The following is a 22,968-nucleotide window of genomic DNA, read 5'->3' as shown; positions in this document are numbered from 1 at the left end:
GCCTGCCTAGACCGCCCGGTTCAAGGCTGCGTCAGGCGGGCTGAAGCTTCGGGTGATTCCGCCCAGGGTGGCTGTGGCGAGGGCCGACAGGTAGTCGTGCCGGCGTCGGGCAGTAATGCGCGACTGGGGCTCGAATGACTGCTCGGGATCATCCGCGTAATGTGCCGACAACCCGTCGCGCATGAGGCGGATCCCCTCGGCACGCTGCTGGGAAACCGCGGCGTGGGTGGAACCGAGCTCCTCGGCCAGTTCCTTCACGGTCCGCCCGCCGAAATAGATCTCCTCCACGACGTAACGCATCTTGTCCGGCAGGGCCTCGACGGCGGCACGAAGGTACTTGAGGCGCTCATCGGCCAGCACCGAATGCTCCGGGGAGACCGTGTCCGCCGCGACCGTGTCCACCACCACGTCATCCAGCGGCGACAAGGTCCGTGCCGCATCGGCCAGGGCAGCCTCCACGACGCTGCGCTCCACGCCCAGGGCCGAGGCCGTCTCGGCCACCGACGGCGTGCGGCCCAGGACCCCGGACAGCGTTTCCTGCACCGACATGGTTTCCTTGATGCGCTTGCGGGCCGAGCGGGTGGCCCAGTCGCTGGCCCGCATCTCATCCGCAAACGCCCCGACGATCCTTCGGCGCGCAAACGCACCGAAAGGGACCCCAAGGTCCGGATCGAAAGAATCGGCAGACGTTATCAACGCCACGGACCCCACCGAGGCGAGATCGTCGCGCGACAAATGAGAAGCTCTCGCGCAGAGCTCAGACACCAAGTAGCCAACGAGCGGCAAGTGCTGCAGCACCAACTCGTTGCGTTCTTCGCGATTCAAATTAGTCCCCCCATGAGACCTGTTTATTGAGTTGCCAAAGCCGGTTCCACAGGGCCTCATGGGCGAGCTGCCGAGACGATGCGGCTTGCCGAAGATTACATGGAACAGGCATGTATGCAGTGAACATACCATCTGGAAAATAACAATGCGTGTACGCTCATCAAAAAGATACGAAACGGGCCTCGGAATCATGTTTTGCAGGCCAAACCGGAATGGGGAACCGTGGGGGCGGATGAGCTATCGGCGACGCTGTGGCGCGAGCGGAAACAGCTGGAACTGCTGCTGTACCGGCTCGAAGCGCAATTGCTGCACGTTCGGGCGGGGCACACGCATTGGTTGAAGTTCACTGCCGCCGACGTCGAGAAGGCTCTTGAGAGCCTGCAGTTCGACACGCTTGCCCGGAACATCGAATCGTCGGCCATCGCCATCGAATGGCACCTGTCCGCCAATGCCACCTTGCCGATGATCGCGTCAGCGGCCCCTCCCGGAGTCTGGCCGGAATTGCTCCAGGAACACCACCGTGAACTCGTCCTGTTGTTCAAGCAGGTCGAAACGGCCGCGGCCGCCAACGTCGAGGCTCTCCTAATGGGAACCCTCGCTCAGGCCGACACCGCGGATGACCTGGCGGCCCTTGCGGACGACGCCAATATCGAGCGGGCCTTGGCCGCGACGAGGGACTGCTCGCTGCCGCTCCTCAAGGAATTCCTGGGGTTGGCTTAGCGCCTGCTACCGGTGGACCACAGTGTGCAAGAGGATAAAGCTTGGCTGTCCGGTGTTTGGATTCGCATCGTACGCGTAAACCTCCGAGACATTGCATGATTGCCTGTCCGATTTCGCCCACTCAAGGACCTCCAACAGGCCAGCAGACGAAATATCAAAAGTCTGCGACTTGTCCCAAGCACCACTGCTGGGGTCGAGCCAGATGTCTATCACTCGGAAAGACGGATTGACGCAGATCAGGTTCATGTCCCGCTCGTCAATCGTCCGAATGTTCATCGCCATCAGTCAGCTCTATTCCCCGCGCGGCTTCCGGACAGGCGGACGCAGTCCGGCAACGAGTTCCTCGGCTTCGGGGCCGGCCTGGGCAGCAGCGCGGTTGGCCGCGGCGATCGCCTCGACCACTTCGCGACGCTGGATTGACACCCCCCGGGGCGCTTCAATCCCGATCCGCACGCCGTCGCCGCGGCCTTCCATGACGGTGATGACGATGTCCTCACCAATCATGATCTGTTCGCCCGGTTTGCGTGTCAGTACCAGCATGCTCTCAATCTACCTTTCCAAGCACAGCAACGCGGGCGGGCTTGCCGTCCACCCACCCAACCGGCAGGCCGAGTCCGTTGACGGTTTCCGGGCTTGCGGTCTCGGACGCGCCGAAAACAGCCAGGGCGTCGAGCGGCGTGTTCCGGGCCGACAGCGCGGCAGAGAGCGCCCCGACCCAGGCAGCTGTGTCGTCAGCTTTCCTTCCGGCGTCGGCGACCAACCACAACTGGTCGCCGGCGAGGGCGGCGATCTCGTCGGCATGGTCGGCGGCTTCGCCCCGCCTGCCGAGCCCGTAGGCCAACAGGACGGATTGGCCGGTGAGCACCGCTTGGGCGCGCGCCGCCGTCGCCCCTTGGCGCCCCGCCACGTGAAGGTGGCCGAACGCAGTCAATGCCCCGGCCGTCCGGACGTCGGAACCGCCCTGCGCGATCGACATCTCCAACGCAGGTCCCAAGGCGTCGTCGCCGAGGCCGAGCAGGATGACCAAGTCGCCACTGCCGGCAAGCGGCACGGGGACAGGCACAGGAAGGGCGTGTCCGACGGCGGAGCCCGGTGCCTGAATCTCCTTTCCTAATTGCTCCAACATCCCGGCGAAATCCGGGGACGCGGTTGAAACAGCTGCGGCGGACACGCTTTCGGAGGGGCGGTGGAGGTCGATCTCGGCGGCGTCGGCCTGCTTTAGGAGCGCGGCGATTGCGGGTCCCTGCAGGGCATGCGTCTCTCCGGTGAGGCGCGCGGGAGCCTCAACCTGGACTTCGACCGTGGCCTCGAAGCGATTGGCCGCGAAGAGCCCCGCGATCCCCGGGCTGGTGACCTTCTCGGCGGAAACGATCCGCGCGCCGGGTCCGTACTGCTGTTCGGCTTTCAACCGGATGGCATCCAGGGAGGCGCCCTTAACCTTGTATTGCTTCGGCATGGCGGACCACCCCCACGGTTTCGATCTGGATGTTTGCGGACGTCACTTCGCGGTAGGACAACACGGGAACACCGCCGTCGGGAGCTGCGACGAGCCGCCGCACGGCCGGCCGCAGGGCCGGGGCGCACACCAGGACAGCTTGCCGTCCGGCATTCGCTGCGGCCTCCACCGACGTCTGCACGGACGCCAGGACGGCGTCGAGGCGCGTTTGGCTCATGACGATCTGGGTACCGCCTTCCGCAGGACGCATGTCCTCAAGCATGGATTGCTCCAGCAGCGGATCGATCATGATCACATTGAGGACCGTGCCGTCCAGGAACTTGGCCGCGAGCGCCGGACCGAGGGCCTGCCGGGCGGTTTCCACCAGGGCCTCGGCCTCGGTGGACACCTTGGCACGCAGCGCAAGTGCCTCGTAAATGCGCGGAAGGTCGTTGATCGGGACCTGTTCTTCGAGGAGTCCTTGCAGCACCCGCTGCACTTCCGCGAGGGACATCAGCGCGGGAATGAGCTCCTCGACGGCGGCCGGGCTCTGCTTGCGCACGCCTTCCGTCAGCACCCTGACGTCCTCCCTGGTGAGGAGCCTTGCTGCGTTGGCTGACACAATCGACGACAAATGGGTCACGAGCACGGAAACCCGGTCGATCACCGTTGCCCCGGTCATTTCCGCGCTGTGGCGCATCTCAGCGGGAATCCATTTGCCGGCCAGTCCGAAGACCGGTTCCACCGTGGAGATACCCGGCAGGGCGTCAAGGTAATCGCCGAGTGCCAGCAACTTGCCCGACGGCGCGGTGCCGCGTCCGGCCTCCACTCCGGCAATGCGGATCGCGTAGGTGGCTGGCGGCAGTTCGAGGTTGTCCCGCGTGCGGACCGGCGGGATCACGATCCCCAACTCCATCGCAATCTTGTGCCGCAAGGAGCGGACACGGGCCAGGAGGTCGTCCGAGGCGCCGGAAACCATGTCGACAAGGTCCGGAGCCAGCAGGATCTCGACCGGGTGGACGCGCATGTCCTGCATGAGCCGCTCGTTGGGGTCTTCTTCGGAGCCCAAGGCGGCAGCTTCGTTGGCGCCCTCCGCCTCGTCCTGTTTCTTCTTTTGGGCCGCCAAGCGCCTTGAGCCGAACAGCAGGGCAGCGCCCACGAGCAGGAAGGGCACGATGGGCATGCCGGGGATGAGCGCCATGGCCACCGCGGCCAGTCCGGCGATGAGCAAGGCGTTGGGCGACTGGGTGAGCTGCGAGGAGGCCGTCCGGCCCATGTCTTCCTCGGCGTTGGACCGGGTGACGATCATGCCGGTGGACACAGCCATGAGCAGGGCCGGAATCTGGGTGACGAGCCCGTCGCCCATGGTCAGCAGGCCGTAGGAATTCAGCGCGTCGCCGACGTTCATGCCGCGCTGGAGAACGCCGATGGCAATACCGCCGACGAAGTTGATGATGATAATGATGATGCCCGCAATGGCATCGCCTTTGACGAACTTCGAGGCACCGTCCATGGCACCGTAGAAATCGGCTTCCGCGGATACCTCGGCGCGGCGCTTGCGCGCCTGGGCATCGGTGATGAGGCCTGCGTTGAGGTCGGCGTCGATGGCCATCTGCTTGCCGGGCATGGCGTCAAGGGTGAACCGTGCGCCCACCTCGGCCACGCGTTCTGCACCCTTGGTGACCACCACGAACTGGATGACCACCAGGATGAGGAACACCACGGCGCCGATGATCATGGAGCCGCCCACAGTGACCTTGCCGAAGGCATCGATGACTTGTCCAGCGAATCCTTGACCGAGCACGAGGCGGGTGGACGCGACGTTGAGCCCCAGCCGGAACAGCGTCGCCACGAGCAGCAAGGACGGGAAGACCGAGAAGTCCAAGGGCTTCTTGACGAACATGCTGGTGAGCAGGATCAGCAGGGCGAGCAGGATGTTGCAGACGATCAGGAAGTCCAGCAACGGCGCCGGCACTGGAACCACCAGCAGCAGCACAATACCCACGATTCCCACCGGCACGGTGAGCCTGGCGAACCTGTTCATTGCTGCGTCCTTTCTTGAAGCAAACGATGGATTCCGCGTGCGGCTCCCTTGGCCTTCAGCGACATGACGAACGCCAGGACTCCAGCCACGGCCCGGTACAGCTCCACGGGGATCTCCTGGCCCAGCTCGCAGGCCGAGTGCAGGGCCCTCGCGAGCGGTACGTCCTGGACCATCGGGACCGCTTTCGCCTCAGCCTCTTCCCTGATGCGGGCAGCGATCACCCCGGCTCCCTTGGCCACGACGCGCGGTGCCGCTTTCCCGGCGTCGTACTTCAGCGCTACGGCGACGTGCGTCGGGTTGACGATCACGACGTCGGCATCTGCGATCGCACCGATCATGCGGTTCCGGCTCATGCTCAATTGGCGCGAGCGCCGCTGGGACCTGATGAGGGGATCGCCGTCGCTGTTCTTGTTTTCGTCCTTGATTTCCTTCTTGGACATGCGCGTCTTCTTGCGGTTCCGGCGCATCACCACGAAGATGTCCGCGGCCGCGAGGACCAGGCCCGCCAGCACGGCGTACTGGATCAGGGCGCCAATTCCTCCGGCTGCCGCGGAAAGAATGCCGGACACCGGCAATCCCCCGGCGGTGAGCAGCGCCGGGATGAGCCCTTGCACCACCGTGTAGAGGACCAGCCCGACGACGGCGGTCTTAAGGAGCGCTTTCAGGCCGCCCCACAGTGCCTGGGCGCCGAAGACCCGCTTGAGGCCGCTGACAAGGTTGAAGTGTTCGAACTCGGCACGGAACTTCTTCACGTAGATTCCGCCCTGCATCGCCGATCCGGCCAGCACCACCACCATGACCACCAAAAACAGGGGTCCAATTACCTGGGCCAGGGAACCGAACCCGGCTTCGAGCGCTGCGACGGCTTTGGCGGGCTCGGGGTTCGCGATGACTCCGCGAACGGTGAACAATTGGTCGGCCGCAGCATTGGAAGCACGCTCGATGGTGGACGGGATCATGGCTGCGGCGGATCCGACGGCGAGCCAGGCGGTGAGGTCCTGCGAGCGGGAAAGTTGGCCTTTGGACCGGACTTCCCGCATCCGTTTGTCCGTGGCTTGCTCGGTCTTCTCCTGTGAGTCCGACATCAGCCCACCCCCATCAGTGTGTTCGCAGCTTGCTCGGCGAGCATGGCAACGAGTCGCGGCAATGCCAGGAACAGGAAGCCTGCGAGTCCCAGGGTGATGAGGACCTTGAGCGGAAAGCCCAGGGCAAAAGCGTTCAGGGCGGGCGCTACGCGGGTGAGGAGCCCCAGCCCGATATCGGCGAGCACCAGCACCACCAGGAGCGGCCCGGCGATTTGCACCGCGGAAAGGAACATCCCGGTCAGAGCCGAAATCATTGCGTGGACCGGCTGCGCCAAATCCAGTCCACCCGCGAGCGGCAAGGCTGTAAAACTCCCGGTCAGGCCGCCAATCACGAGCTGGTAGCCGTCCGAGGCGAAAAGCAGGGCAAGGGCCGCCATTTGCATCAGCCGGGTGAATTGGGCGCCGTTGATCATCATCTGGGGATCGAAGCCCTGGGCCATTTGGAATCCGCTGAAGAGGTCTATCAGGCTGCCCGCCGACTGGATGGCCGCGAAGACGAGCAGAACGAGGAACCCAAGGATCAATCCGGTCACGAGCTCGAGGACCACGGCCGTGAAGAAGCCGGCGGTGTCCTTGAACGTGTAACCAGCGGAGAGCCGTTGGGAAACGGCCAGCCCCAAACCGATGCCAAGCATCGCTTTAATGCGCAGCGGAATGGTTTGGTGCGAGAAGGGCGGGGCTACCACCAGGAAGGCCGTCATCCGGATTGACGCCAACAACATGACCTCAAGCCAGGACTGGTTGAAGGGCAGTTCCACTTCACGCTCCGCCGATCAGCCCGGGTATCCGGGCAAAAAGGTCGTTGGTGAAGGAGACGGCCTCGGTGATCATCCAGTGCCCGCACACCACCAGGGCCACGGCCACTGCCACTGCCTTGGGCACGAAGGAGAGAGTGGCTTCCTGAAGCTGGGTGATGGACTGCAGGAGGGAGATGGCGAGGCCCACCACCAGTGCAGTCACCAGGGCGGGAGCGGCCAGCTTGGCCGCAAGAATCAGGGCCTGGAGGCATATGTCCAAGACTGCGTTGGTATTCATCAGCCGCTCGAATAACTCTGGATCAAGGCGGTGATCACCAAGCCCCAGCCGTCCACCAGGATGAACAGCAGGATCTTGAAGGGCAGCGAGATCATCACCGGCGGAAGCATCATCATGCCCATGGACATCAGCGCGGCCGAGACCACCAGGTCGATGACCAGGAACGGGATGAAGATGACAAAACCGATGATGAATGCGGCCCGGAGCTCGGAGATCATGAACGCGGGGATAAGGGTCTGCAACGGGACCGATTGCGGGTTGGCCGGGTTATCGAGTTTGGCCGCCCGGGTCATGAGGGCAATGTCTTCTTGGCGGGTGTGGGCCACCATGAAGTGCTGGAGAGGCGCAGATCCGGCCGAAACGGCTCCGTTGAAGTCCAGCGTTCCGTTCAAAAAGGGCTGGACGCCGACGTTGTTGATCTCCGAAATCACGGGCCACATCACGAACAGTGACAGGAACAGCGCCAGTCCGGCCAGCACCTGGTTGGGCGGGATGGAGGGGAGTGACAAGGCGTTGCGGGTCATCGCCAGCACCACGAAGATCTTCGTGAACGAGGTCATCATGAGCAGCAGCGCAGGAGCGACCGAGAGCAGGGTGATCCCGATCAGGGTCACCACCGCCGTGGACGGCTTTCCGTCGAGGCCGTTGATGTTGACGCTGACGTTGCCGTTGGACGGCTCGGCCGGTGCGGTGGGAACTGCGGGTGGGGTGGGCGGCGCAGGGCTAACCGGTGCCGCGTGTCCGATTGCCGTGCCCAGCCACAGGAACACGGCCGTCAGCAGCAGGACACAGAGCACCGCGGGAAGGGCCCTGCACACGGCCGGCAATACCCTGCCGGCGCGCCGGGCATCGGCGGGCCCAAGAGTCAGGCTCAATTCCGGCGTCCCCTGATGGCTTCGGCGGCCTGCCGCCAAGTGGAGCCGGCAAGGATGGAGCCGTGCATGGGCGGCGTGTTGTCCTGCCCGCTCCGGCGGTGGATTTCGCTGCGGCGCGAGAGCGCGGCCGCCGGGAGTCCGGCGTCGCGGAAGATGTCGGCGAAAGTCTCGGCCGCGGGAGCGGCCTGCGGGACCACCTCCGCGGGAGCGGCCTGCGGGACCACCTCCGCGGGAGCGGCCTGCGGGACCACCTCCACGGGAACGTCGCTGCTGTGCAGGACGTTGACGGCGTGCTCGGTGACACCCAAAAGGAAGCGCTTGTCTCCAGCATCGACCACCACGACGGAGGCCTTTTGTCCGACATTCTGCCGGCTCACCACCGTCAGCGAGGTGTTGGCCCGGCGTCGGCCTTTGGTCTTTCCTTTGAGAAGGCGGCGCTGCAGGACCCACATAAGCCCCAGCACCGCACCCAGGGCCACGAGCACGCGCAGCCCGAGGATGAGCGAATCCATTTAGTAGATACCCTCGGCGACGTCCAGGATGCGGGTGATGCGCACTGCATAGTCCTGGTCAACGACTACCACTTCACCGTGGGCGATCAGCCGTCCGTTCAGGAGGACGTCCGCTGGCGCACCGGCTGAGCGGTCCAGCTCGATCACTTTGCCCGGTTCCAGGGCGAGGGCGTCGCGCACGGACATCCGGGTGCGGCCGATTTCCACGGTGAGGGCCATTTCGACGTTGCTGATCAGTCCGAGGCGCGACGAAACGGCTCCGGGCTGGACGGTCCGCGCGGCAACAGTGTCCTGCACGGTCCCGTGTTCGCGAACCCGGACCGCGAACCAGCCGAAGGCCTGCCCGCCGTCGGAGGACGGAGACTGACGCAGTTCGAAAACAGCGGTTTCGGAATCGGAGAGCAGCCCGGCGGCGTCTTCCTCGCGCAACTCCCCCAGCACGCCGGCGTCGAACGCGGAAGCCGCGTGTTCAACGGCGGGGCGCAAGATGTCGACGGCGGAGACGACGCCGTTCAGTCCGCCGGCTGCGGCCAGGAAGGAACGGTCCGTGAGGATGAGTGCGAAGTCCGCCGTCACGGCACCCACGAAGGTGGCAGTGACCGCGAGGGGTGCATACGGCGCGGCCGCTTGGGGCGGGACAATGCCGGAGACGTGCAGCGTGGCGGGAGTCGGCAGCTGCATCGCCAAGCGCTCGGCCGCGGACTCGTGCAGGGTCAGGGTGATGCTCATCGCTGGTTCTCCTCGATTGTGACGATGACGGCGGCGGCCCGCGAGCCGTTGCGCGCCGGTGCCGCGGTGGCCAGGCGGGTGCCGTTGATGGCGACGTCGAACGGCCGGTTCTCCAGGTGCGGCAGCGCAATAACGTCCCCGACGGCGAGGCCCAGGATCTGCGCGGGCGTCACCGGCGTGGGGCTCAACTGGATAGCGACGTCTACCGGCACCTGACTGACTTGGGCGCGGACCAGGGCCTCGGCGTCGCCGCTGTGGACGGTGGGATTCACGTCGCCGAGCCCTGAAAGGAGCACGTCGGCCGGAATCGCGAGGCTGGCCGCCGCGACGCTTTCGCCCACCTTCACCGTGAACGAGGCCACGATCATGAGCTCCGCCGGAGCCGCGGCCTGCGCAAACTGTGAGTTGTACTGGATGACGTCCATGCGCACCGGGGTGGTCAGCAGTGCGCCGAGCGAATAGCTCAGATCCTCCAGGCCGTCTTCCACCATGCGGCTGATGAGGGCTTGCTCGATCTGGGTGAACTTCCGGTCAGGGACGGGCATCTCGCTGGCGCCGCCCAGCATGCGTGTCACCCACGACAATGCCGACGTGGCAGGAAACTGCATGACAAGGCGCGACTCGCTGCCCTCGATGCGGCACAGAACCATCGCGGTGACCGAGGGGAGGGACGCGGCATATTCGTCGTAGCTCTGCATCATGAGCTGTTCAAGCGTCGCGGTGGACTTCACGCGGACCTTGGCCGTCAGCTGTGTTCCCCATTGGCGGGCGAACGTCTCGAAGGCGACTTCCAGGACGCGGCTGTGCTGGCGCGGCAGGGTGGTGGGACGGCGGAAGTCATAGACGTCCACGGTGCGCTGACGGCCCGCCGATTGATCTTCCTGTTCACCCACGGTTGCCACTATCGGCAAGGAAAGCGCGGGCGTAAGGGACTAAGTTCGCAAGCTACGCTGCGGGCGCCTGGTTGATCCTCACCATGTTGCCCGAAGGATCGCGGAAGGCGCAGTCGCGGGGACCCCACGGCTGGTCAATCGGCTCCTGCATGACCTCCGCGCCGGAAGCCCTGACCTTCTCGAAAAGCGTGTCGACGTCGTCGCAGCGGAAGACGATCGGCCCCAGGACTCCCTTCGTGAGCAGCTCCTGCAAGGAGTCGCCGTCGGCCTTGGACCGGCCGGCGTGCGGTTCGGAAAGGACGATTTCAACCCCCGGCTGGTCCTTGCTGCCGAGCGTCACCCAGCGGAATCCGCCCTGCGCGACGTCGTTGATCACCTCGAGCCCGAGTGCGTCCCGGTAGAAGGTGAGGGCTTCGTCGGGATCGTTGACAGTGATGTGTGAGTACTGCAGTGAAATAGTCATGGCAATGACGTTAGTCCGCGGCCTTGGCGTGCGCTTCTCGAATCCTGCTCGCTTCTTTCCGAAGGGTCAGGGCGTTCCGAAGCCGGCGTCGCCAAGAACCTTCTTGCCTTCGCTTCCCGTCACCCACGCGATGAACGCGCCCGCCAGGGCCTTGTTCCTGCTGGTGGAGACGGTGCCGATCGGGTAGGTGTTGACGGCCTTGTCCGATTCCGGGAAAGGGATGCCCTTGACCTTGTCCCCCGCGCCCTTGACGTCGGTGACGTAGACGAGTCCGGCGTCGGCCTCCCCGGAGGCCACCTTGCCCAGGACGTCGGTGACGGAAGACTCTTCGCTGACAGGCTTGAGTGTGGTGCCGGCGGCCTTTTCGATGGTTTGGGCGGCGGACCCGCAGGGCACTTGGCTGGCGCAGACCACCACTTTGACCCCCGGCTTGGCGAGGTCCGCGAACGAACTGATCGAGGCCGGGTTGGACGGCGGGACGGCGATGGCCAGGACGTTGGTGGCGAAGTTCTTGGCCGTACCGTCGAGCAGCTTGGCGTCGGAAAGCTTGCCCATGTTCTTCGTGTCTGCCGAGGCAAAGACGTCCGCCGGAGCGCCCTGGGTGATCTGGGTGACGAGGTCGGAAGACCCGGCGAAGCTCAGGGCCACTTTCGTTCCCGGGTTCGCAGCTTCGAATTCGCCGGCCAGCTTGGTGAACGTTGCCTTCAGCGAGGCAGCCGCGTAGACAGTCACCGTACCGGAGAGCGTGGCTGTTCCGCTTGCGCCGTCGGAGCCGCCCTTTGCGGCCCCTGCCGGAGCGCTCGAACCGCAGCCGGTCATTCCGACGGTGAGGGCGCCGGCAACAAGCAGCGCGGCGACACGCTTGCGGGTGATCCTCATATGGTGCTCTTTCCCTGGGGTGTTTCGATGATGACCGTGGTCGCTTTGACCACGGCTGTGGCGACCGAGCCAAGTTCGAGCCCGAGTTCCCGGGCGGCCTCGCTGCTCATGAGGGATACGACGCGGAAAGGACCGCACTGCAATTCCACCTGGGCCATGACCTTGTCGGCGGTGATGCCGGTGACAAGTCCGACGAAGCGGTTGCGTGCCGAGCGTCCCACCTGCGTCGGATCCTCAGGCAGCTGGGCCTGGTCCCGCGCGACGTGGGCAAGCTCCAGCCCATCCACCGCCAGACGGCCGGAATCATCCTTCACCGGGGTCAGGGTGCCGTTCTCGGTCCAGCGCCGGACGGTGTCGTCACTGACGCCCAAGAACCTGGCTGCTTCAGATACGCGAATATTGGGCATGGCCTCAGAATAACCCGCACATGCGGCAACAACGGCACGTATGTTCCGCAAATCAAATATGACTGGGCCGATCCGCCAGGGAGCAGTCCCGTTTGGGGCAGTTCCGCTTGGAATCCGCAGCTAGCTAGTCAGTCCGCGGCGACAGCGAGCGCTTCCCGCCGCTTGTTCGCTTCGTTCCGGCTGGGCCGCGTGCGGATCTTCGCCACGCATGCCGGCATGGCCGCGACGGCCCGGTGCTCGCGGGCGCGGTAAGTGCTCGGCGGCACTCCGACGAGTTCAGTAAACCGCGAACTGAAGGAGCCAAGTGATGTACAACCGACCTCCATGCAGGCGTCGGTCACGCTCATTCCGCCGCGCAGCAGCGCCATCGCGCGCTCGATTCGGCGGGTCATGAGGTAGTTATAAGGTGTCTCGCCATAGGCGGCCCGGAACTGCCGCGAGAAGTGCGCCGGTGACATGAACGCGTGGCTTGCCATGGTGGGTACGTCGAGGGGCTTGGCGTACTCGCGATCGATCAGGTCACGGGCCTTGCGCAAAGCCGTGAGCCGCGCAATGTCTTCCGGGGTCATGCCACGAGGGTACCTCGGCGCGCCGGTCATTTCCACGGAGCACGACATAGTCCGGCGCCGTCGTCCGGCGTCCGGCCGCGACAAGCGCGCCGTCCGCTATTGGCCGCCGGCCCTCGCCTTGAGCGCCTCCGGGATCAGGGCGCGGACCACTTCGGGTTTGTCCGAGAGGACGACGACGTCGACCCTGCGGTTGAGTTCCATCAGCGCCTCGGTGGAATCGTCGTTGACCTGCCTGGCGGACCCGAACGCAACGGCGCCGATGTGCCCTGCCGCAATGCCTCCGTGGTCCACGAGGTACCTGAGGACGTTGACGGAGCGCGCCGAAGACAGCTCCCAGGTGGAGGGGTACGACGTGACTCCATTCGCGGCGTGGCCTTCCACCATGATTTCAAGGGCCGCTTTCGCCATGGTCGGGGCGATCATGCCAAGCACCTGGCTCGCGCGGGGCGTGAGCTCGGGGCGGTCGGGTTCGAAAAAGGTCTGCGATCCTACGAGTTTCACGGCGAGTCCGCGTTCGTTGATCTGGAACTGCACATTGGCACCCAGCCCCGCGGCTTCGAGCTTGGACTTCATGTCGTCGCGCAAGGCGGTGAGCCGGGCCGCTTCTTTGGCTGCGAGGTCCAGGTCGGAGAAACCCTGGGCATCGGCATGGGTGTATTCCGGCGGAACCACCGTCCCGGTGGCGGTGTCCACCTTCTGGCTGGTCACCGTCCCGAAACCCGTGGCCAGCGAATTGCGGAGTTTGTCGAATTTGGCCTGGTCCACGGTGGACATTGCGAAGAGCACAATGAACATGCACATGAGCACAGTGACCATGTCCATGTAGGAAGCCATCCAACGTTCGTCGACGTGTTCTTCCGCCGGAGGTGAACCGCGTCGGCGTCGAGACCTCATGCGGCTTTGGACGAAGCGAATTTGCCTGGGCGGCCGTCGTCGTCGTCGCTCTTCTTTGCGGATTTCGCCTTGCCGAGCCGGTCCTGGGGAACCATGGCGCGGAGCCGTTCGGCGAGCAGGAGGGGCTGGGTCCCGTTCTGCACCGCCAGCATGCCCTCCATTAGGAGGGTCATGCGTTCGATTTCGAGCTCGGACAGTCGCTTGAGGCGCGAGCTGAACGGAAGCCAGATGAAGTTCGCGGACAACAAGCCCCAGAGCGTGGCCACGAAGGCGGAAGCGATCATCGGTCCCAAATGATCGGGCGAGGAAAGGTTTTCCAGCACGTGGGTCAGCGAAACCACGGTTCCGATAATGCCGATGGTTGGCGCATAGCCGCCCAGACTGGCGAAGAATTTGGCGGAGACATGGTCGCTGCGCATCTTGGAGTCGATCTCGTCCTCCATGAGGATGCGCAGCTCCTCCGCGTCGGTGCCGTCCGCGATGTTCTGGAGGGCCCGGGCCACGAACGGATCCTTCTCGCCCGCGGCCGCCTCTTCGAGGGAGAGCAGTCCCTCGCTCCGCGCTTTCTCGGCGAGGCTGATCAGCTGGTCGATACTGTCCTGCGGCTTGTCGGTCTTTCCCTTGAAGGCTTTCGGGAGGTCCTTGAACGCCCTGATGGTGTCCCGGAACGTGTTCCCCGCCAGGCCTACGGCCAAGGTGGCACCGAAAACCAGGACCATGGGCGCGGGAAGCAGGAGCGCCATGAGGTTGGCGTCTTCGAGGGTCACCATGGCGACCACCGAGCCGAAGGCCAGGAGCAGGCCGATGATTGTCGAGGGATCCATGGCTTACCTTCCGTCCGGTTCCGGGGTGCGCACGAGGCTCAAGGGAAAGCCCGTCACAACGGGGAGGTCCTGTGCCCGTCGAAGAATGTAGGCCCGGTAGTTCGCAATCAGTTCCACTACCTCCGCAAGGCTTTCGCGCACCACGTAGGTCGCGCCGTCGAGGGTCACCATGTGGGTGTCCGGGCTTTCGTGGATCCGTTCAATGATGTCCGGATTCACGGCAAAGCGGGTGCCGTTCAGGCGGGTGACAACGATCATGGGCCATTTCTGCTTTAGGTAGGGAGGCGCACGGGCAGGGTGCGGTTCAACCCCTACTGTCGGCCGGCGGCGCGCTCCCGTTAGGCAGTGTCAGCGCAGTATCGCGGGACGGACGCGAACCGGCGCGAGGATGCCGATGATCATGACGGCGGTGATGGAACCCGCCGCCATGATCGCGGCGAGCACCACGATCTGGAAGCGGCCTGCCTCGAAGGGAGAAACCCCGCCGAAGATGGCCCCGACGAACGCACCGGGCAAGGTGACAAGTCCCGTCGTCTTGGTTTGGTCGGTCGACGGAATCAGGGCCGAATAGACCGTCCGCCGGGCGAGGTCAAGGGTTGCCTGCCTCGGGGTGGCGCCGAGCGCGAGCCAGCCCTCCACTTCTTCCCAATGCTCGTAGACCGCTTCCTTGAAGCGCCGGCCGGCCAGGACAGCGATGGTCATGCCGTTGCCGATGACGATCCCGGCGATCGCGAGCGCGTACCGGGGGGTGAAGGCGATGGCTCCAGTGCCGAAAATGACGGCAAGGGTTATTCCGATCCCCCCGGCCATGGACCCGCTGACCAAGCCCAAATGGGGCAGGCTCCAGCCAATCCGGCGGGTGGCGCTTATCGCGGCTACTGCGAACATCACCAGAAGCGCTACGGCCACCCAGACGGGGCTGGTAATGACGCCGCCCAGGACAAAGCTGATCGCGGCCAGCTGCAGGGCTCCGCGGAGTATGGCCAGTGCGGGCGCGAAAGGGTGGGGGGTCCGGAACACCCAGAGGAGTGCCAACGTGGTGGCCGTCAGGACGCCGACGCCGAGGAAGGTCGGCAGGAGTTCGGCGATACCGGGCATGGAGCCAGCTTATCCACCGCCGCAAGGCACTGGACCCACCGCCGCAAGGCACCGAACCGTGGATTAGGTCACGTAAATCTTGCGTAATAGAGGTGATTCGCGTCACTATAGGGCAATCTGGATGGAAATTTAGGTATGGCTTACCTAAAGTTTCAAACTGTGAGCCGGCCGCCCCGGCGGAGGCTCCCCATGGATTTGCTCGCAGAAAGAAGCCCTCATGAAGATTCGCGCAAATGCGCTTGCCGGCATCGCACTCGCCGCCAGCGCAGCCCTCAGCCTTGCCGCCTGCGGCAACGGCACCGCCTCCTCCGCATCCCCGGAGTCCGCCGGCTCTGCCGCTTCCACTAAGGTCGGCGGCGAAATCACCGTCTACAACGCCCAGCACGACACCCTGACCAAGGAATGGGTGGACGCGTTCACCAAGGAGACCGGCGTCAAGGTCACCATCCGCCAGGGTTCCGACACGGAGCTCTCCAACCAGATCGTCCAGGAGGGCGCGGCATCCCCGGCCGATGTCTTCCTCACGGAGAACTCCCCCGCCATGGCCCAGGTTGAGAATGCCGGCCTCTTCGCCGACATCGACAAGGCTACCGCGGACCAGGTCCCGGCCGCGTACCGTCCGTCCACCAACAAGTGGACCGGCATCGCCGCCCGCTCCACCGTGCTGGTCTACGACAAGACCAAAATCAGCGAGGACAAGCTGCCCAAATCCATGCTTGACCTGGCCAAGCCGGAGTGGAAGGGCCGGTGGGCCGCTTCGCCGTCGGGCGCTGACTTCCAGGCCATCGTCGCCGCCCTCCTCGAACAGAAGGGCGAGGCCGCCACAACGGAGTGGCTCAAGGGCATGAAGGAGAACTTCAAGGCATACAAGGGCAACAGCACCGCTATGAAGGCCGTCAACGCCGGTGAAATCGACGCCGCGTTGATCTACCACTACTACTTTTACGGCGACCAGGCCAAGACCGGCGAGAACTCCAACAAGGTCACCCCGTACTTCTTCAAGAACCAGGACCCCGGCGCCTTCCTGTCCGTCTCGGGCGGCGGTGTGCTGAAGTCTGCCAAGAACTCCGCAGCCGCCCAGGCCTTCATCAAGTTCATCACCGGCAAGCAGGGCCAGGAAGTACTCAAGAACGGCACCTCCTTCGAATACGCCATCGCTTCCAACGTGGACTCGAACGCTAAACTCGTTCCCATCAAGGATCTGCAAGCTCCCACGGTGGATCCGGCCAAATTGAACTCCGCAAAGGTCACCGACCTGATGACCAAGGCAGGACTGCTGTAATTCCGTGACCACTGATCTATCGGCTCGCGTCTCCCCGGAAGTTCCCGAGGCTTCGGCGAGCACGACGACGGCGGGCAGGGGCAAGCGCCGCCGCCCGCCTTTCGGCGTTTCCGCAGTATCCCTCCTGGCGGTACTGATCGCACTTTTCTCGCTCATCCCGCTGGGGTACGTCGCCTACATGACGGCCGCGACCGGCTGGAACACCGCCGCCGCGCTCATCTTCCGGCCGCGGGTCGGCGAGTTGCTCCTCAACACGATCATGTTGGTGGTCTTCACGGTGCCCATCTGCTTGGTCCTGGGAGTCGGCGGCGCGTGGCTCGTGGAGCGGACCCGGCTGCGGGGACATCGCTGGTGGGCCGTGGCCCTCGCGGCCCCGCTGGCCATTCCGGCGTTCGTCAACAGCTATGCGTGGGTGACCGCGGTTCCCTCGCTGGAGGGCATCTGGTCCGGCGTACTCATCGCCACGCTGTCGTATTTCCCCCTTGTCTACATTCCCGCGGCCGCGACCCTGGGGCGCCTCGACCCGGCGATTGAGCAGTCCGCGGCCGCCCTTGGCTTGGGCCCGTGGGGCGTTTTCTTCCGGGTTGTCCTGCCGCAACTCCGGATCGCGATGACCGGCGGCGCACTCCTGGTGTCCCTGCACCTGCTGGCCGAATACGGCGCGTTCGCGATGATCCGCTTCGACACGTTCACCACTGCGATCATGACCCAGTTCCAATCCACGTTCAACGGCACAGCCGGGAACATGTTGGCGAGTGTCCTGGTGTTCTTCTGCCTCATCCTGCTCGTGGCCGAAGTCCGGAGCCGGGGCAACGCACGCTATGCCCGCATCGGTTCCGGTGCCCAGGCCAAGCCCACCAGGCTTCCCCTGCACCACTACCAGATTCCTTCACAGCTAGCCCTGCTGGCCCTCACTGTGCTGGCCTTCGGATTGCCGGTCTTTTTTGTCTTGCGCTGGGTGCTGGCCGGAGGGGCGCGCGTCTGGTCGGCCGACGAGTTCTTCCCGGCACTGCTCCAGACCCTCGCTTATGGCATCGTAGGCGCCGTGGCGACGGTCGTCGTCGGCTTCCCCATGGCATATCTGGCAGTACGGTACCCCAGCTGGTTCAGCAAGTTGCTTGAACTCTCTAATTACGTCACCAGTTCCCTGCCGGGCATCGTGGTGGGCCTCGCCTTCGTCACTGTGAGCATCCGCATGGTCCCGGGCGTGTACCAGACCTCCGGGGTACTCATTGCGGCCTATGTGCTGCTCTTCCTGCCGCGGGCATTGGTCAACATCCGCTCAGGGCTGGCCCAAGCTCCCAAGGAACTCGACGAGGCCGCACAATCGCTCGGCAAGGCCCCTCTGGTGTCCTTCCTGAAAGTGACCCTGCGCCTCACCGCTCCGGCCGCCGCCGGCGGGGCCGCGTTGGTGTTCCTCGGCATCGTCAATGAGCTGACCGCCACCTTGTTGCTGTCTCCCAATGGCACGCACACCCTGGCCACCGAATTCTGGAACAAGAGCAGCGAGATCGACTATTCGGGCGCGGCGCCGTATGCCCTGCTCATGATCCTCTTGTCTGCTCCCATGACCTATCTGCTTTTTCAACAGTCCAAGAAAGTAGCCGGACAGTGACCGAACAATCTCCCTCAAGGTTTCCATCACCGCGCGTGGCGCCTTCGGTGGCCCCCACCACGAACACGCATTTGGACGTCGCCGAGGTCACCAAGAACTTCGGTTCCCAGGCTGTGCTGAAGGGCGTGAACCTCTCGGTGGCCAAGGGCGGGACAACCGCCATCGTCGGGCCTTCCGGGTCCGGCAAGACCACCCTGCTGCGCCTGATCGCCGGCTTTGAACACCCGGATACGGGTTCCATCAGCCTCAAGGGAAACAAGGTGGCCGGCAACGGGATCTGGGTACCTGCCCACAAGCGGCATGTTGGCTATGTTGCCCAGGACGGCGCACTCTTCCCGCACCTCACAGTGGGGCAGAACATCGCCTTCGGACTGGATAAATCAGCGCTCGACGGCGGCCGCCGCGCCGTGAAGACGCGCGTCCAGGAGCTGCTCGAGATGGTTTCCCTCGATGCGGACATGGCCAAGAGGCGGCCCCACCAGCTCTCGGGAGGCCAACAGCAGCGGGTGGCGCTTGCCCGCGCCCTGGCCCGCGAACCGGAACTCATGCTGCTCGACGAGCCGTTCTCGGCGCTCGACGCCGGCCTCCGCGTGGCCACCCGGCGCGCCGTGGCGAAGGTGCTGAACGAAGCCGGCGTCACCACCATCCTGGTGACCCACGATCAAGCCGAGGCGCTGTCCTTTGCGGACCAGGTGGCGATCATGCGCGGCGGGAAGCTGGCGCAGATTGGCAACCCGTTTGTTGTGTACACGCGTCCGGCGGACCGGGCAACGGCCGAATTCCTGGGTGACGCCGTCATCCTGGATGCCTGGATGGAAGGATCCCTGGCCACCTGTTCCCTTGGCGGCATACCTGTGCGCCGTCCCCCGGCGCAGGGCCTCGTGCAGCTGATGCTCCGTCCCGAACAGATCCGGATTGCTCCCGATGGTCCCATCCGTGGAGTCGTCGTCGACACTGACTACTTCGGCCCGGAGACCACCGTGCGGATTAAGCTCGCTCCGCGCGTTGCCGCCGAAGGGGCCGCCCGGACGTACCCCGGAGGCGGCGAGGTCATCACCATCCGCCACTGGAACGCTTCCATCACCAAGCCGGGGACTGAACTGTCCCTCCGCGTGGTGGGCGAGGGCGTGGCGTTCCCTGTGGAGGATTAGGGCGTGCTAGCATCGTGGCGATCGTGATCTATCAGCAGGAGGTGAGTCCCATGAACGCAGTATCCGCAATGGGTGCTCCCCTGCAGTCCACGATCGCGCGGCTGAGCTAGCCGCCACCGGGAGCGCCGCAACAGGCAAATCGCGAAAGGCGACTCCCATGGACGCAACACCTTCTTCATCTTTGCACTCCCCCAAGCGGGCCCTGGTCCTCGGTGGCGGCGGATCTACAGGCAATGCCTGGCTGATCGGCGTCATCGCCGGACTCTTCGAGGCCGGACTGGACGTGACCACGGCCGATCTGACCATCGGCACCTCCGCCGGATCGACGGCCGCAGCCCAGATCGCCGGCGCAACCCCGGCTGAACTGCTCGCCAACATCTTTAACGCTGTCCCGCAGCACCGGTCCGCTCCCCTCGGGTCCGGAGCTGGCGCTGGACGCGCATCGGCCAGGCCGGTGGTAAACCATCTGGAACGGATTACCAAGATCATCTCCGATGCCCAGGATGTGGCTGACATGCGCCGACGCCTCGGCGCGGCAGCGCTTGAGTTGCACGCGGCGTCGGACGGGTCCTGGTCAATCCAATGGCGCACCACCGTCGCCGCGCGGCTACCCGGCCAGCACTGGCCGGAACGTCCGGTGCTCATCACGGCGGTCAATGCCCGTACCGGTGGACCGGTCGCGTTCGACCGCCACAGTGGGGTGGACTTGGCGGATGCCATCGCCGCCAGCTGTTCCAGTGGTTTGCCGTACAAAATCGGAGACGATCTCTACATAGACGGCGGTTTCCGGTCCAATGCTGAGAATGCCGATCTGGCAGCCGGATATGAGCGCGTCCTGGTGCTCTCGCCTTTCGGAGGGAGATCATTGCACCCGTTCGAGTGGGGCACGCATCTGGCAACCCAGCTCGACGAACTCCGGGCAGGCGGGAGCAGAGTCGAAACGATTTTCCCGGACAGCGACTCCGAGCACCTGTTCGGCGCCAACGCCATGGATCTATCGCTGCGCCCACCCGCTGCACGGGCGGGCTATGAGCAAGGCAAAGCCCTTGCCGGGCAGCTCACCGGGTTCTGGAGCTGAGTACTGGAGTTACCGAGCTTCGACAGGCATAGCCTTATGCCATGACTGGAAGCTACAGGTACGACGTCGAGATCCTGCATCTGCTCGTGTCATCAGGCCACGCCTACTTCGGCCGTGCCCGCGATGGTGCTGCCGAGGTGCCCACGACGGATGCCGAACAGGTCGACGTCGTAAGCGGCAAGGGCATCGTCGGTGACCGTTTTTTCGGCAAGGCCGCGCACATGGATGCCGCGGTCACCCTGATCGCCGTCGAGTCGCTCGAAGCGATGGCGGCCGAGCTGGGGGTCGCACCTTTCGACCCGCTCCTCACACGCCGCAATGTAGTCCTCAGGGGAGCCCATTTGGCTCCCCTGCTGGGCGAGGAGTTCGCGTTGGAGTCGCGGGGCGGCCCGGGCGGCGTCCAGACTGTACGGTTCCGGGGCGGGCGGCCTGCCCATCCTTGCGCCTGGATGGACCAGGTCCTTGCGCCGGGCGCGCACGCTGCCATGCGCGGGCGCGGCGGCGTGCGCTGCCAACCGCTGTCCGATGGCATCCTGCGTCGTGGCCCAGCTGTGCTAATTAGCCCGGTACCGCTGGATCCCGCCCAAGCGGGCGCGGCCACCCTCTTCCGGCCTTCACGGCTTCCCTAGGGAAACGCCTTACGGCTGACCGGGTGCCGCGTCGGAGGCCCGGATCGCCGCGTTGGCCTGGTCAGCCGATGAGCGTTGCCGACGGCTCGCCAAAAGGAACGGCACTGCGAGCATCTCGATCACACCGCTGATCGCCAACGATGCGGGGTATCCGTACACATCGGCAGCCCGGCCGAGCAGCGGCTGCACCACCACTCCGCCGCTTGATCCCATCAGGGAGTCGAAGCTGAGCACTGTGGCCCGCTGCTTCGACGGGATCATGTCGTTCACGTAGGCCTGCCGCACCGGCGTGGCCGCCGACGCGACGACGGCCCAGAACGTCAACAGCGCGAGGGCAACGCCGAAGACCCTCGTGAACCCCAGCGCTACCAGAATCGATGCGCTCACCACTCCGCTCAGAATCAATACGGTGGTGCGTTTGCCTACGAGGCGGCGGATACGCGGTGCGAGCCACCCTCCCAGCACTTGCGCCCCGGCAACAATTGCCGCCGCCAGCCCGGCAACGGAGTACGCGTGCGGGTCACCGAAGAGCCGAAGCAGGTACGGCTGCAGGGCATAGAACACATAGATCCCGACGCCGGCGCTGAACGGCGCTGCCAGCATCACGTAGCGTACGGGAGGATTTTTCAAGCCGTTCTCGATCGAGGCGTCGACGACGGCGCGGCTCGCCTTGAGCGGGTGGGCAGACAGTTCCGGGGTGAATCCGACGTCGTGCATGAGGAAGAAGGCCACGACAAACATAGCGAGGAGCACTCCCACGCGAATCAGGAACGGTACGCCCAAGTTGGTGGCCTGAGCGATTACCCCGCCGGCCACCGAGCCAGCGAGCATGGCGGCGCCTGCCACCATCTGTCCGCGCCCGAGCACAGACTCCAGGCCGCCCTCATATCCTGTGAAGCGCAGCGCGTCGACCAGCCAGGCCTCCACGGCACCCGAGAAGAAGGTGAAGCCCAAGCCGAGCAGCAGCGACACCGCGGCCCACCACCAGAACGGGGCCGAAAACTGCCAAAGCAGATAGTAAAGGTAGGTGGAACCGGCCAGCGTCACCGTGCCCAGAAGGAAGGAGACACGGCGTCCCCAACCGTCGGCCACCACGCCGGTGGGGACTTCGAAAACCACCATTCCGGCAGTGAAGAAGGCGTTCGCCGCAAAGGCCTCAAGGTTGCTGAGTCCCGCATCCAGCAGGAAGAGGGTGTTGATCCCCCAAATGAACGAGGCCGCAAGGGTGTTGCCGAGGGTCAATGTGAGAAAGATGCTCTGGATCTTTCGGGCGGCAGGGTTCATCGGGGCGAGGGGTTTCATCGGGGCGACGTCCCGACCTCGACGACGGGGAACCACGAGGCAATTCTCGTCCGGTTAGGTGGTCCATGCCAGAGCCCGAGGGGGTTTTGCCCACGCCAAAGCCCGAAGGGGTTTGGGCGCGATAGTGGGGAGGGGTAGGACCGTTAAAAGGGGGTGGCCCCCACGCAAAGCCCGAAGGGGTTGGCCGTTATAAAAAGTCCTGCGGTTTGTTTCGCGGGGATGGGCTCTTCGGGCTTATTTTGTCAGTGCCTCCTGGGAGAGTTTCCTTATGGACGGCATTCAGGGAACCGAGCGGATCGGGACGGGCACGCCTTCGGGCTGCGCTGTCCTGGATGCTGCTGTCTTGGGTGCTGCAGTGCCCGGTGCTCTAGTGCCGGGTGCCGAATTCGAGGATCTGATCGGCGCCGTTGCTTCATTCAGGCCGGGCTCGAACAGTACTGAATTGATCAGCCAGTTGCGTGCTTTGGAGGATTTGAAGTCCGCAGCCGCGGCCGCGCAGGCGAGGATCGCGGTGGCTTTCGATGCTGTCCAGCGCGGCGCGGACGCGGCGGCGGGCATCCCGGTGGAGGAGCGTGGCCGGGGTGTGGCGGCGCAGGTTGCTTTGGCGCGGCGGGAATCCCCGTC

General features: G+C 64.9%; 26 protein-coding genes and 1 pseudogene. 7 read left to right on the top strand and 20 right to left on the bottom strand.

Annotated elements, in window-relative coordinates:
* Positions 1–6 precede the first annotated feature (6 nt).
* Complete coding sequence (locus tag L0B83_RS07125) at positions 7–825, bottom strand: sigma-70 family RNA polymerase sigma factor (protein WP_234757715.1); 819 nt, start codon at positions 823–825, stop codon at positions 7–9.
* A gap of 195 nt (positions 826–1,020) precedes the next feature.
* On the opposite strand from L0B83_RS07125, the gene L0B83_RS07120 reads away from it, so the two are divergent.
* Entirely contained in the window at positions 1,021–1,545 is a 525-nt protein-coding gene (locus L0B83_RS07120; protein WP_234757714.1) for a hypothetical protein, read from the top strand.
* 291 nt (positions 1,546–1,836) lie between these two features.
* Here the strand turns inward: L0B83_RS07120 and L0B83_RS07115 are convergent, their stop codons facing one another.
* The 18 genes from L0B83_RS07115 to L0B83_RS07030 all read right to left on the bottom strand — a co-directional run bounded on the left by L0B83_RS07115 (position 1,837) and on the right by L0B83_RS07030 (position 15,287).
* Positions 1,837–2,085: a carbon storage regulator gene (locus L0B83_RS07115; RefSeq protein WP_234757713.1), complete on the bottom strand. Its 249-nt coding sequence runs from the start codon at positions 2,083–2,085 to the stop codon at positions 1,837–1,839.
* Positions 2,086–2,089: 4 nt separating this feature from the next.
* Positions 2,090–3,001, bottom strand: coding sequence for a hypothetical protein (locus tag L0B83_RS07110; protein ID WP_234757712.1), 912 nt, complete (start codon positions 2,999–3,001; stop codon positions 2,090–2,092).
* Positions 2,979–5,024: a flagellar biosynthesis protein FlhA gene (locus tag L0B83_RS07105; RefSeq protein WP_234757711.1), complete on the bottom strand. Its 2,046-nt coding sequence runs from the start codon at positions 5,022–5,024 to the stop codon at positions 2,979–2,981. Before L0B83_RS07105 ends, L0B83_RS07110 begins: the two co-directional genes overlap by 23 nt.
* Positions 5,021–6,109, bottom strand: coding sequence for an EscU/YscU/HrcU family type III secretion system export apparatus switch protein (locus L0B83_RS07100; protein ID WP_234757710.1), 1,089 nt, complete (start codon positions 6,107–6,109; stop codon positions 5,021–5,023). Before L0B83_RS07100 ends, L0B83_RS07105 begins: the two co-directional genes overlap by 4 nt.
* Positions 6,109–6,867: a flagellar biosynthetic protein FliR gene (locus tag L0B83_RS07095; protein WP_234757709.1), complete on the bottom strand. Its 759-nt coding sequence runs from the start codon at positions 6,865–6,867 to the stop codon at positions 6,109–6,111. Before L0B83_RS07095 ends, L0B83_RS07100 begins: the two co-directional genes overlap by 1 nt.
* 1 nt (position 6,868) lies before the next feature.
* Positions 6,869–7,144: a flagellar biosynthesis protein FliQ gene (gene fliQ / locus L0B83_RS07090; RefSeq protein ID WP_234757708.1), complete on the bottom strand. Its 276-nt coding sequence runs from the start codon at positions 7,142–7,144 to the stop codon at positions 6,869–6,871.
* Positions 7,144–8,013 (bottom strand): flagellar type III secretion system pore protein FliP, encoded by an 870-nt coding sequence (gene fliP / locus L0B83_RS07085; RefSeq protein ID WP_372461170.1) that lies wholly within the window; start codon positions 8,011–8,013, stop codon positions 7,144–7,146. The genes fliQ and fliP overlap by 1 nt, the downstream gene beginning before the upstream one ends.
* A gap of 2 nt (positions 8,014–8,015) precedes the next feature.
* Positions 8,016–8,531 (bottom strand): flagellar biosynthetic protein FliO, encoded by a 516-nt coding sequence (fliO, locus tag L0B83_RS07080; protein WP_234757707.1) that lies wholly within the window; start codon positions 8,529–8,531, stop codon positions 8,016–8,018.
* A complete protein-coding gene (gene fliN / locus L0B83_RS07075; protein WP_234757706.1) occupies positions 8,532–9,260 on the bottom strand; it encodes a flagellar motor switch protein FliN in 729 nt (242 codons plus the stop codon).
* Positions 9,257–10,153: a flagellar motor switch protein FliM gene (locus L0B83_RS07070; RefSeq protein WP_234757705.1), complete on the bottom strand. Its 897-nt coding sequence runs from the start codon at positions 10,151–10,153 to the stop codon at positions 9,257–9,259. Before L0B83_RS07070 ends, fliN begins: the two co-directional genes overlap by 4 nt.
* 52 nt (positions 10,154–10,205) lie before the next feature.
* A complete protein-coding gene (locus L0B83_RS07065) occupies positions 10,206–10,616 on the bottom strand; it encodes a VOC family protein (RefSeq protein ID WP_234757704.1) in 411 nt (136 codons plus the stop codon).
* A gap of 66 nt (positions 10,617–10,682) precedes the next feature.
* Positions 10,683–11,495, bottom strand: coding sequence for a molybdate ABC transporter substrate-binding protein (modA, locus tag L0B83_RS07060; protein WP_234757703.1), 813 nt, complete (start codon positions 11,493–11,495; stop codon positions 10,683–10,685).
* Positions 11,492–11,902: a TOBE domain-containing protein gene (locus L0B83_RS07055; protein WP_234757702.1), complete on the bottom strand. Its 411-nt coding sequence runs from the start codon at positions 11,900–11,902 to the stop codon at positions 11,492–11,494. The genes modA and L0B83_RS07055 overlap by 4 nt, the downstream gene beginning before the upstream one ends.
* Positions 11,903–12,030: 128 nt before the next feature.
* The gene (locus tag L0B83_RS07050; RefSeq protein WP_234757701.1) at positions 12,031–12,471 is read right to left on the bottom strand and encodes a helix-turn-helix transcriptional regulator; all 441 of its coding nucleotides are present in this window, start codon (positions 12,469–12,471) and stop codon (positions 12,031–12,033) included.
* 96 nt (positions 12,472–12,567) lie between these two features.
* Positions 12,568–13,365 (bottom strand): OmpA/MotB family protein, encoded by a 798-nt coding sequence (locus tag L0B83_RS07045; protein WP_268820693.1) that lies wholly within the window; start codon positions 13,363–13,365, stop codon positions 12,568–12,570.
* Complete coding sequence (locus L0B83_RS07040) at positions 13,362–14,189, bottom strand: motility protein A (RefSeq protein WP_234757699.1); 828 nt, start codon at positions 14,187–14,189, stop codon at positions 13,362–13,364. Before L0B83_RS07040 ends, L0B83_RS07045 begins: the two co-directional genes overlap by 4 nt.
* A 3-nt stretch (positions 14,190–14,192) precedes the next feature.
* On the bottom strand, positions 14,193–14,447 hold the full coding sequence (locus L0B83_RS07035) for a flagellar FlbD family protein (protein ID WP_234757698.1): 255 nt from the start codon (positions 14,445–14,447) through the stop codon (positions 14,193–14,195).
* A gap of 90 nt (positions 14,448–14,537) precedes the next feature.
* Entirely contained in the window at positions 14,538–15,287 is a 750-nt protein-coding gene (locus L0B83_RS07030) for an ABC transporter permease (RefSeq protein WP_234757697.1), read from the bottom strand.
* A 217-nt stretch (positions 15,288–15,504) separates the two neighbouring features.
* Here L0B83_RS07030 and L0B83_RS07025 point away from each other — a divergent pair, with 217 nt between their 5' ends.
* From L0B83_RS07025 to L0B83_RS07005, 5 genes are all read left to right on the top strand, one after another.
* Positions 15,505–16,569 carry an iron ABC transporter substrate-binding protein gene (locus L0B83_RS07025; RefSeq protein ID WP_234757696.1) on the top strand — a complete coding sequence of 355 codons (1,065 nt, stop codon included), beginning with the start codon at positions 15,505–15,507 and terminating at the stop codon, positions 16,567–16,569.
* Between the two features lie 4 nt (positions 16,570–16,573).
* Positions 16,574–18,184, top strand: a complete 1,611-nt coding sequence (locus L0B83_RS07020) for an ABC transporter permease (protein ID WP_234757695.1) — start codon at positions 16,574–16,576, stop codon at positions 18,182–18,184.
* A 47-nt stretch (positions 18,185–18,231) separates the two neighbouring features.
* Positions 18,232–19,335, top strand: coding sequence for an ABC transporter ATP-binding protein (locus tag L0B83_RS07015; protein WP_234757694.1), 1,104 nt, complete (start codon positions 18,232–18,234; stop codon positions 19,333–19,335).
* A 157-nt stretch (positions 19,336–19,492) separates the two neighbouring features.
* Complete coding sequence (locus L0B83_RS07010) at positions 19,493–20,413, top strand: patatin-like phospholipase family protein (protein ID WP_234757693.1); 921 nt, start codon at positions 19,493–19,495, stop codon at positions 20,411–20,413.
* A gap of 41 nt (positions 20,414–20,454) precedes the next feature.
* Positions 20,455–21,042 carry an MOSC domain-containing protein gene (locus tag L0B83_RS07005; RefSeq protein WP_234757692.1) on the top strand — a complete coding sequence of 196 codons (588 nt, stop codon included), beginning with the start codon at positions 20,455–20,457 and terminating at the stop codon, positions 21,040–21,042.
* Between the two features lie 9 nt (positions 21,043–21,051).
* Here the strand turns inward: L0B83_RS07005 and L0B83_RS07000 are convergent, their stop codons facing one another.
* Positions 21,052–22,326, bottom strand: a complete 1,275-nt coding sequence (locus tag L0B83_RS07000) for an MFS transporter (RefSeq protein WP_234757810.1) — start codon at positions 22,324–22,326, stop codon at positions 21,052–21,054.
* Positions 22,327–22,612: 286 nt separating this feature from the next.
* On the opposite strand from L0B83_RS07000, the pseudogene L0B83_RS06995 reads away from it, so the two are divergent.
* A pseudogene (locus L0B83_RS06995) lies at positions 22,613–22,968 on the top strand (HNH endonuclease); the annotation flags it as partial.

It is taken from the genome of Arthrobacter alkaliphilus, from assembly GCF_021483235.1.
In the GTDB taxonomy this organism is placed as follows: domain Bacteria; phylum Actinomycetota; class Actinomycetes; order Actinomycetales; family Micrococcaceae; genus Arthrobacter; species Arthrobacter alkaliphilus.
Note: the sequence above shows the minus strand (reverse complement) of the source record. Positions and strands in the feature narration are given on the sequence as shown.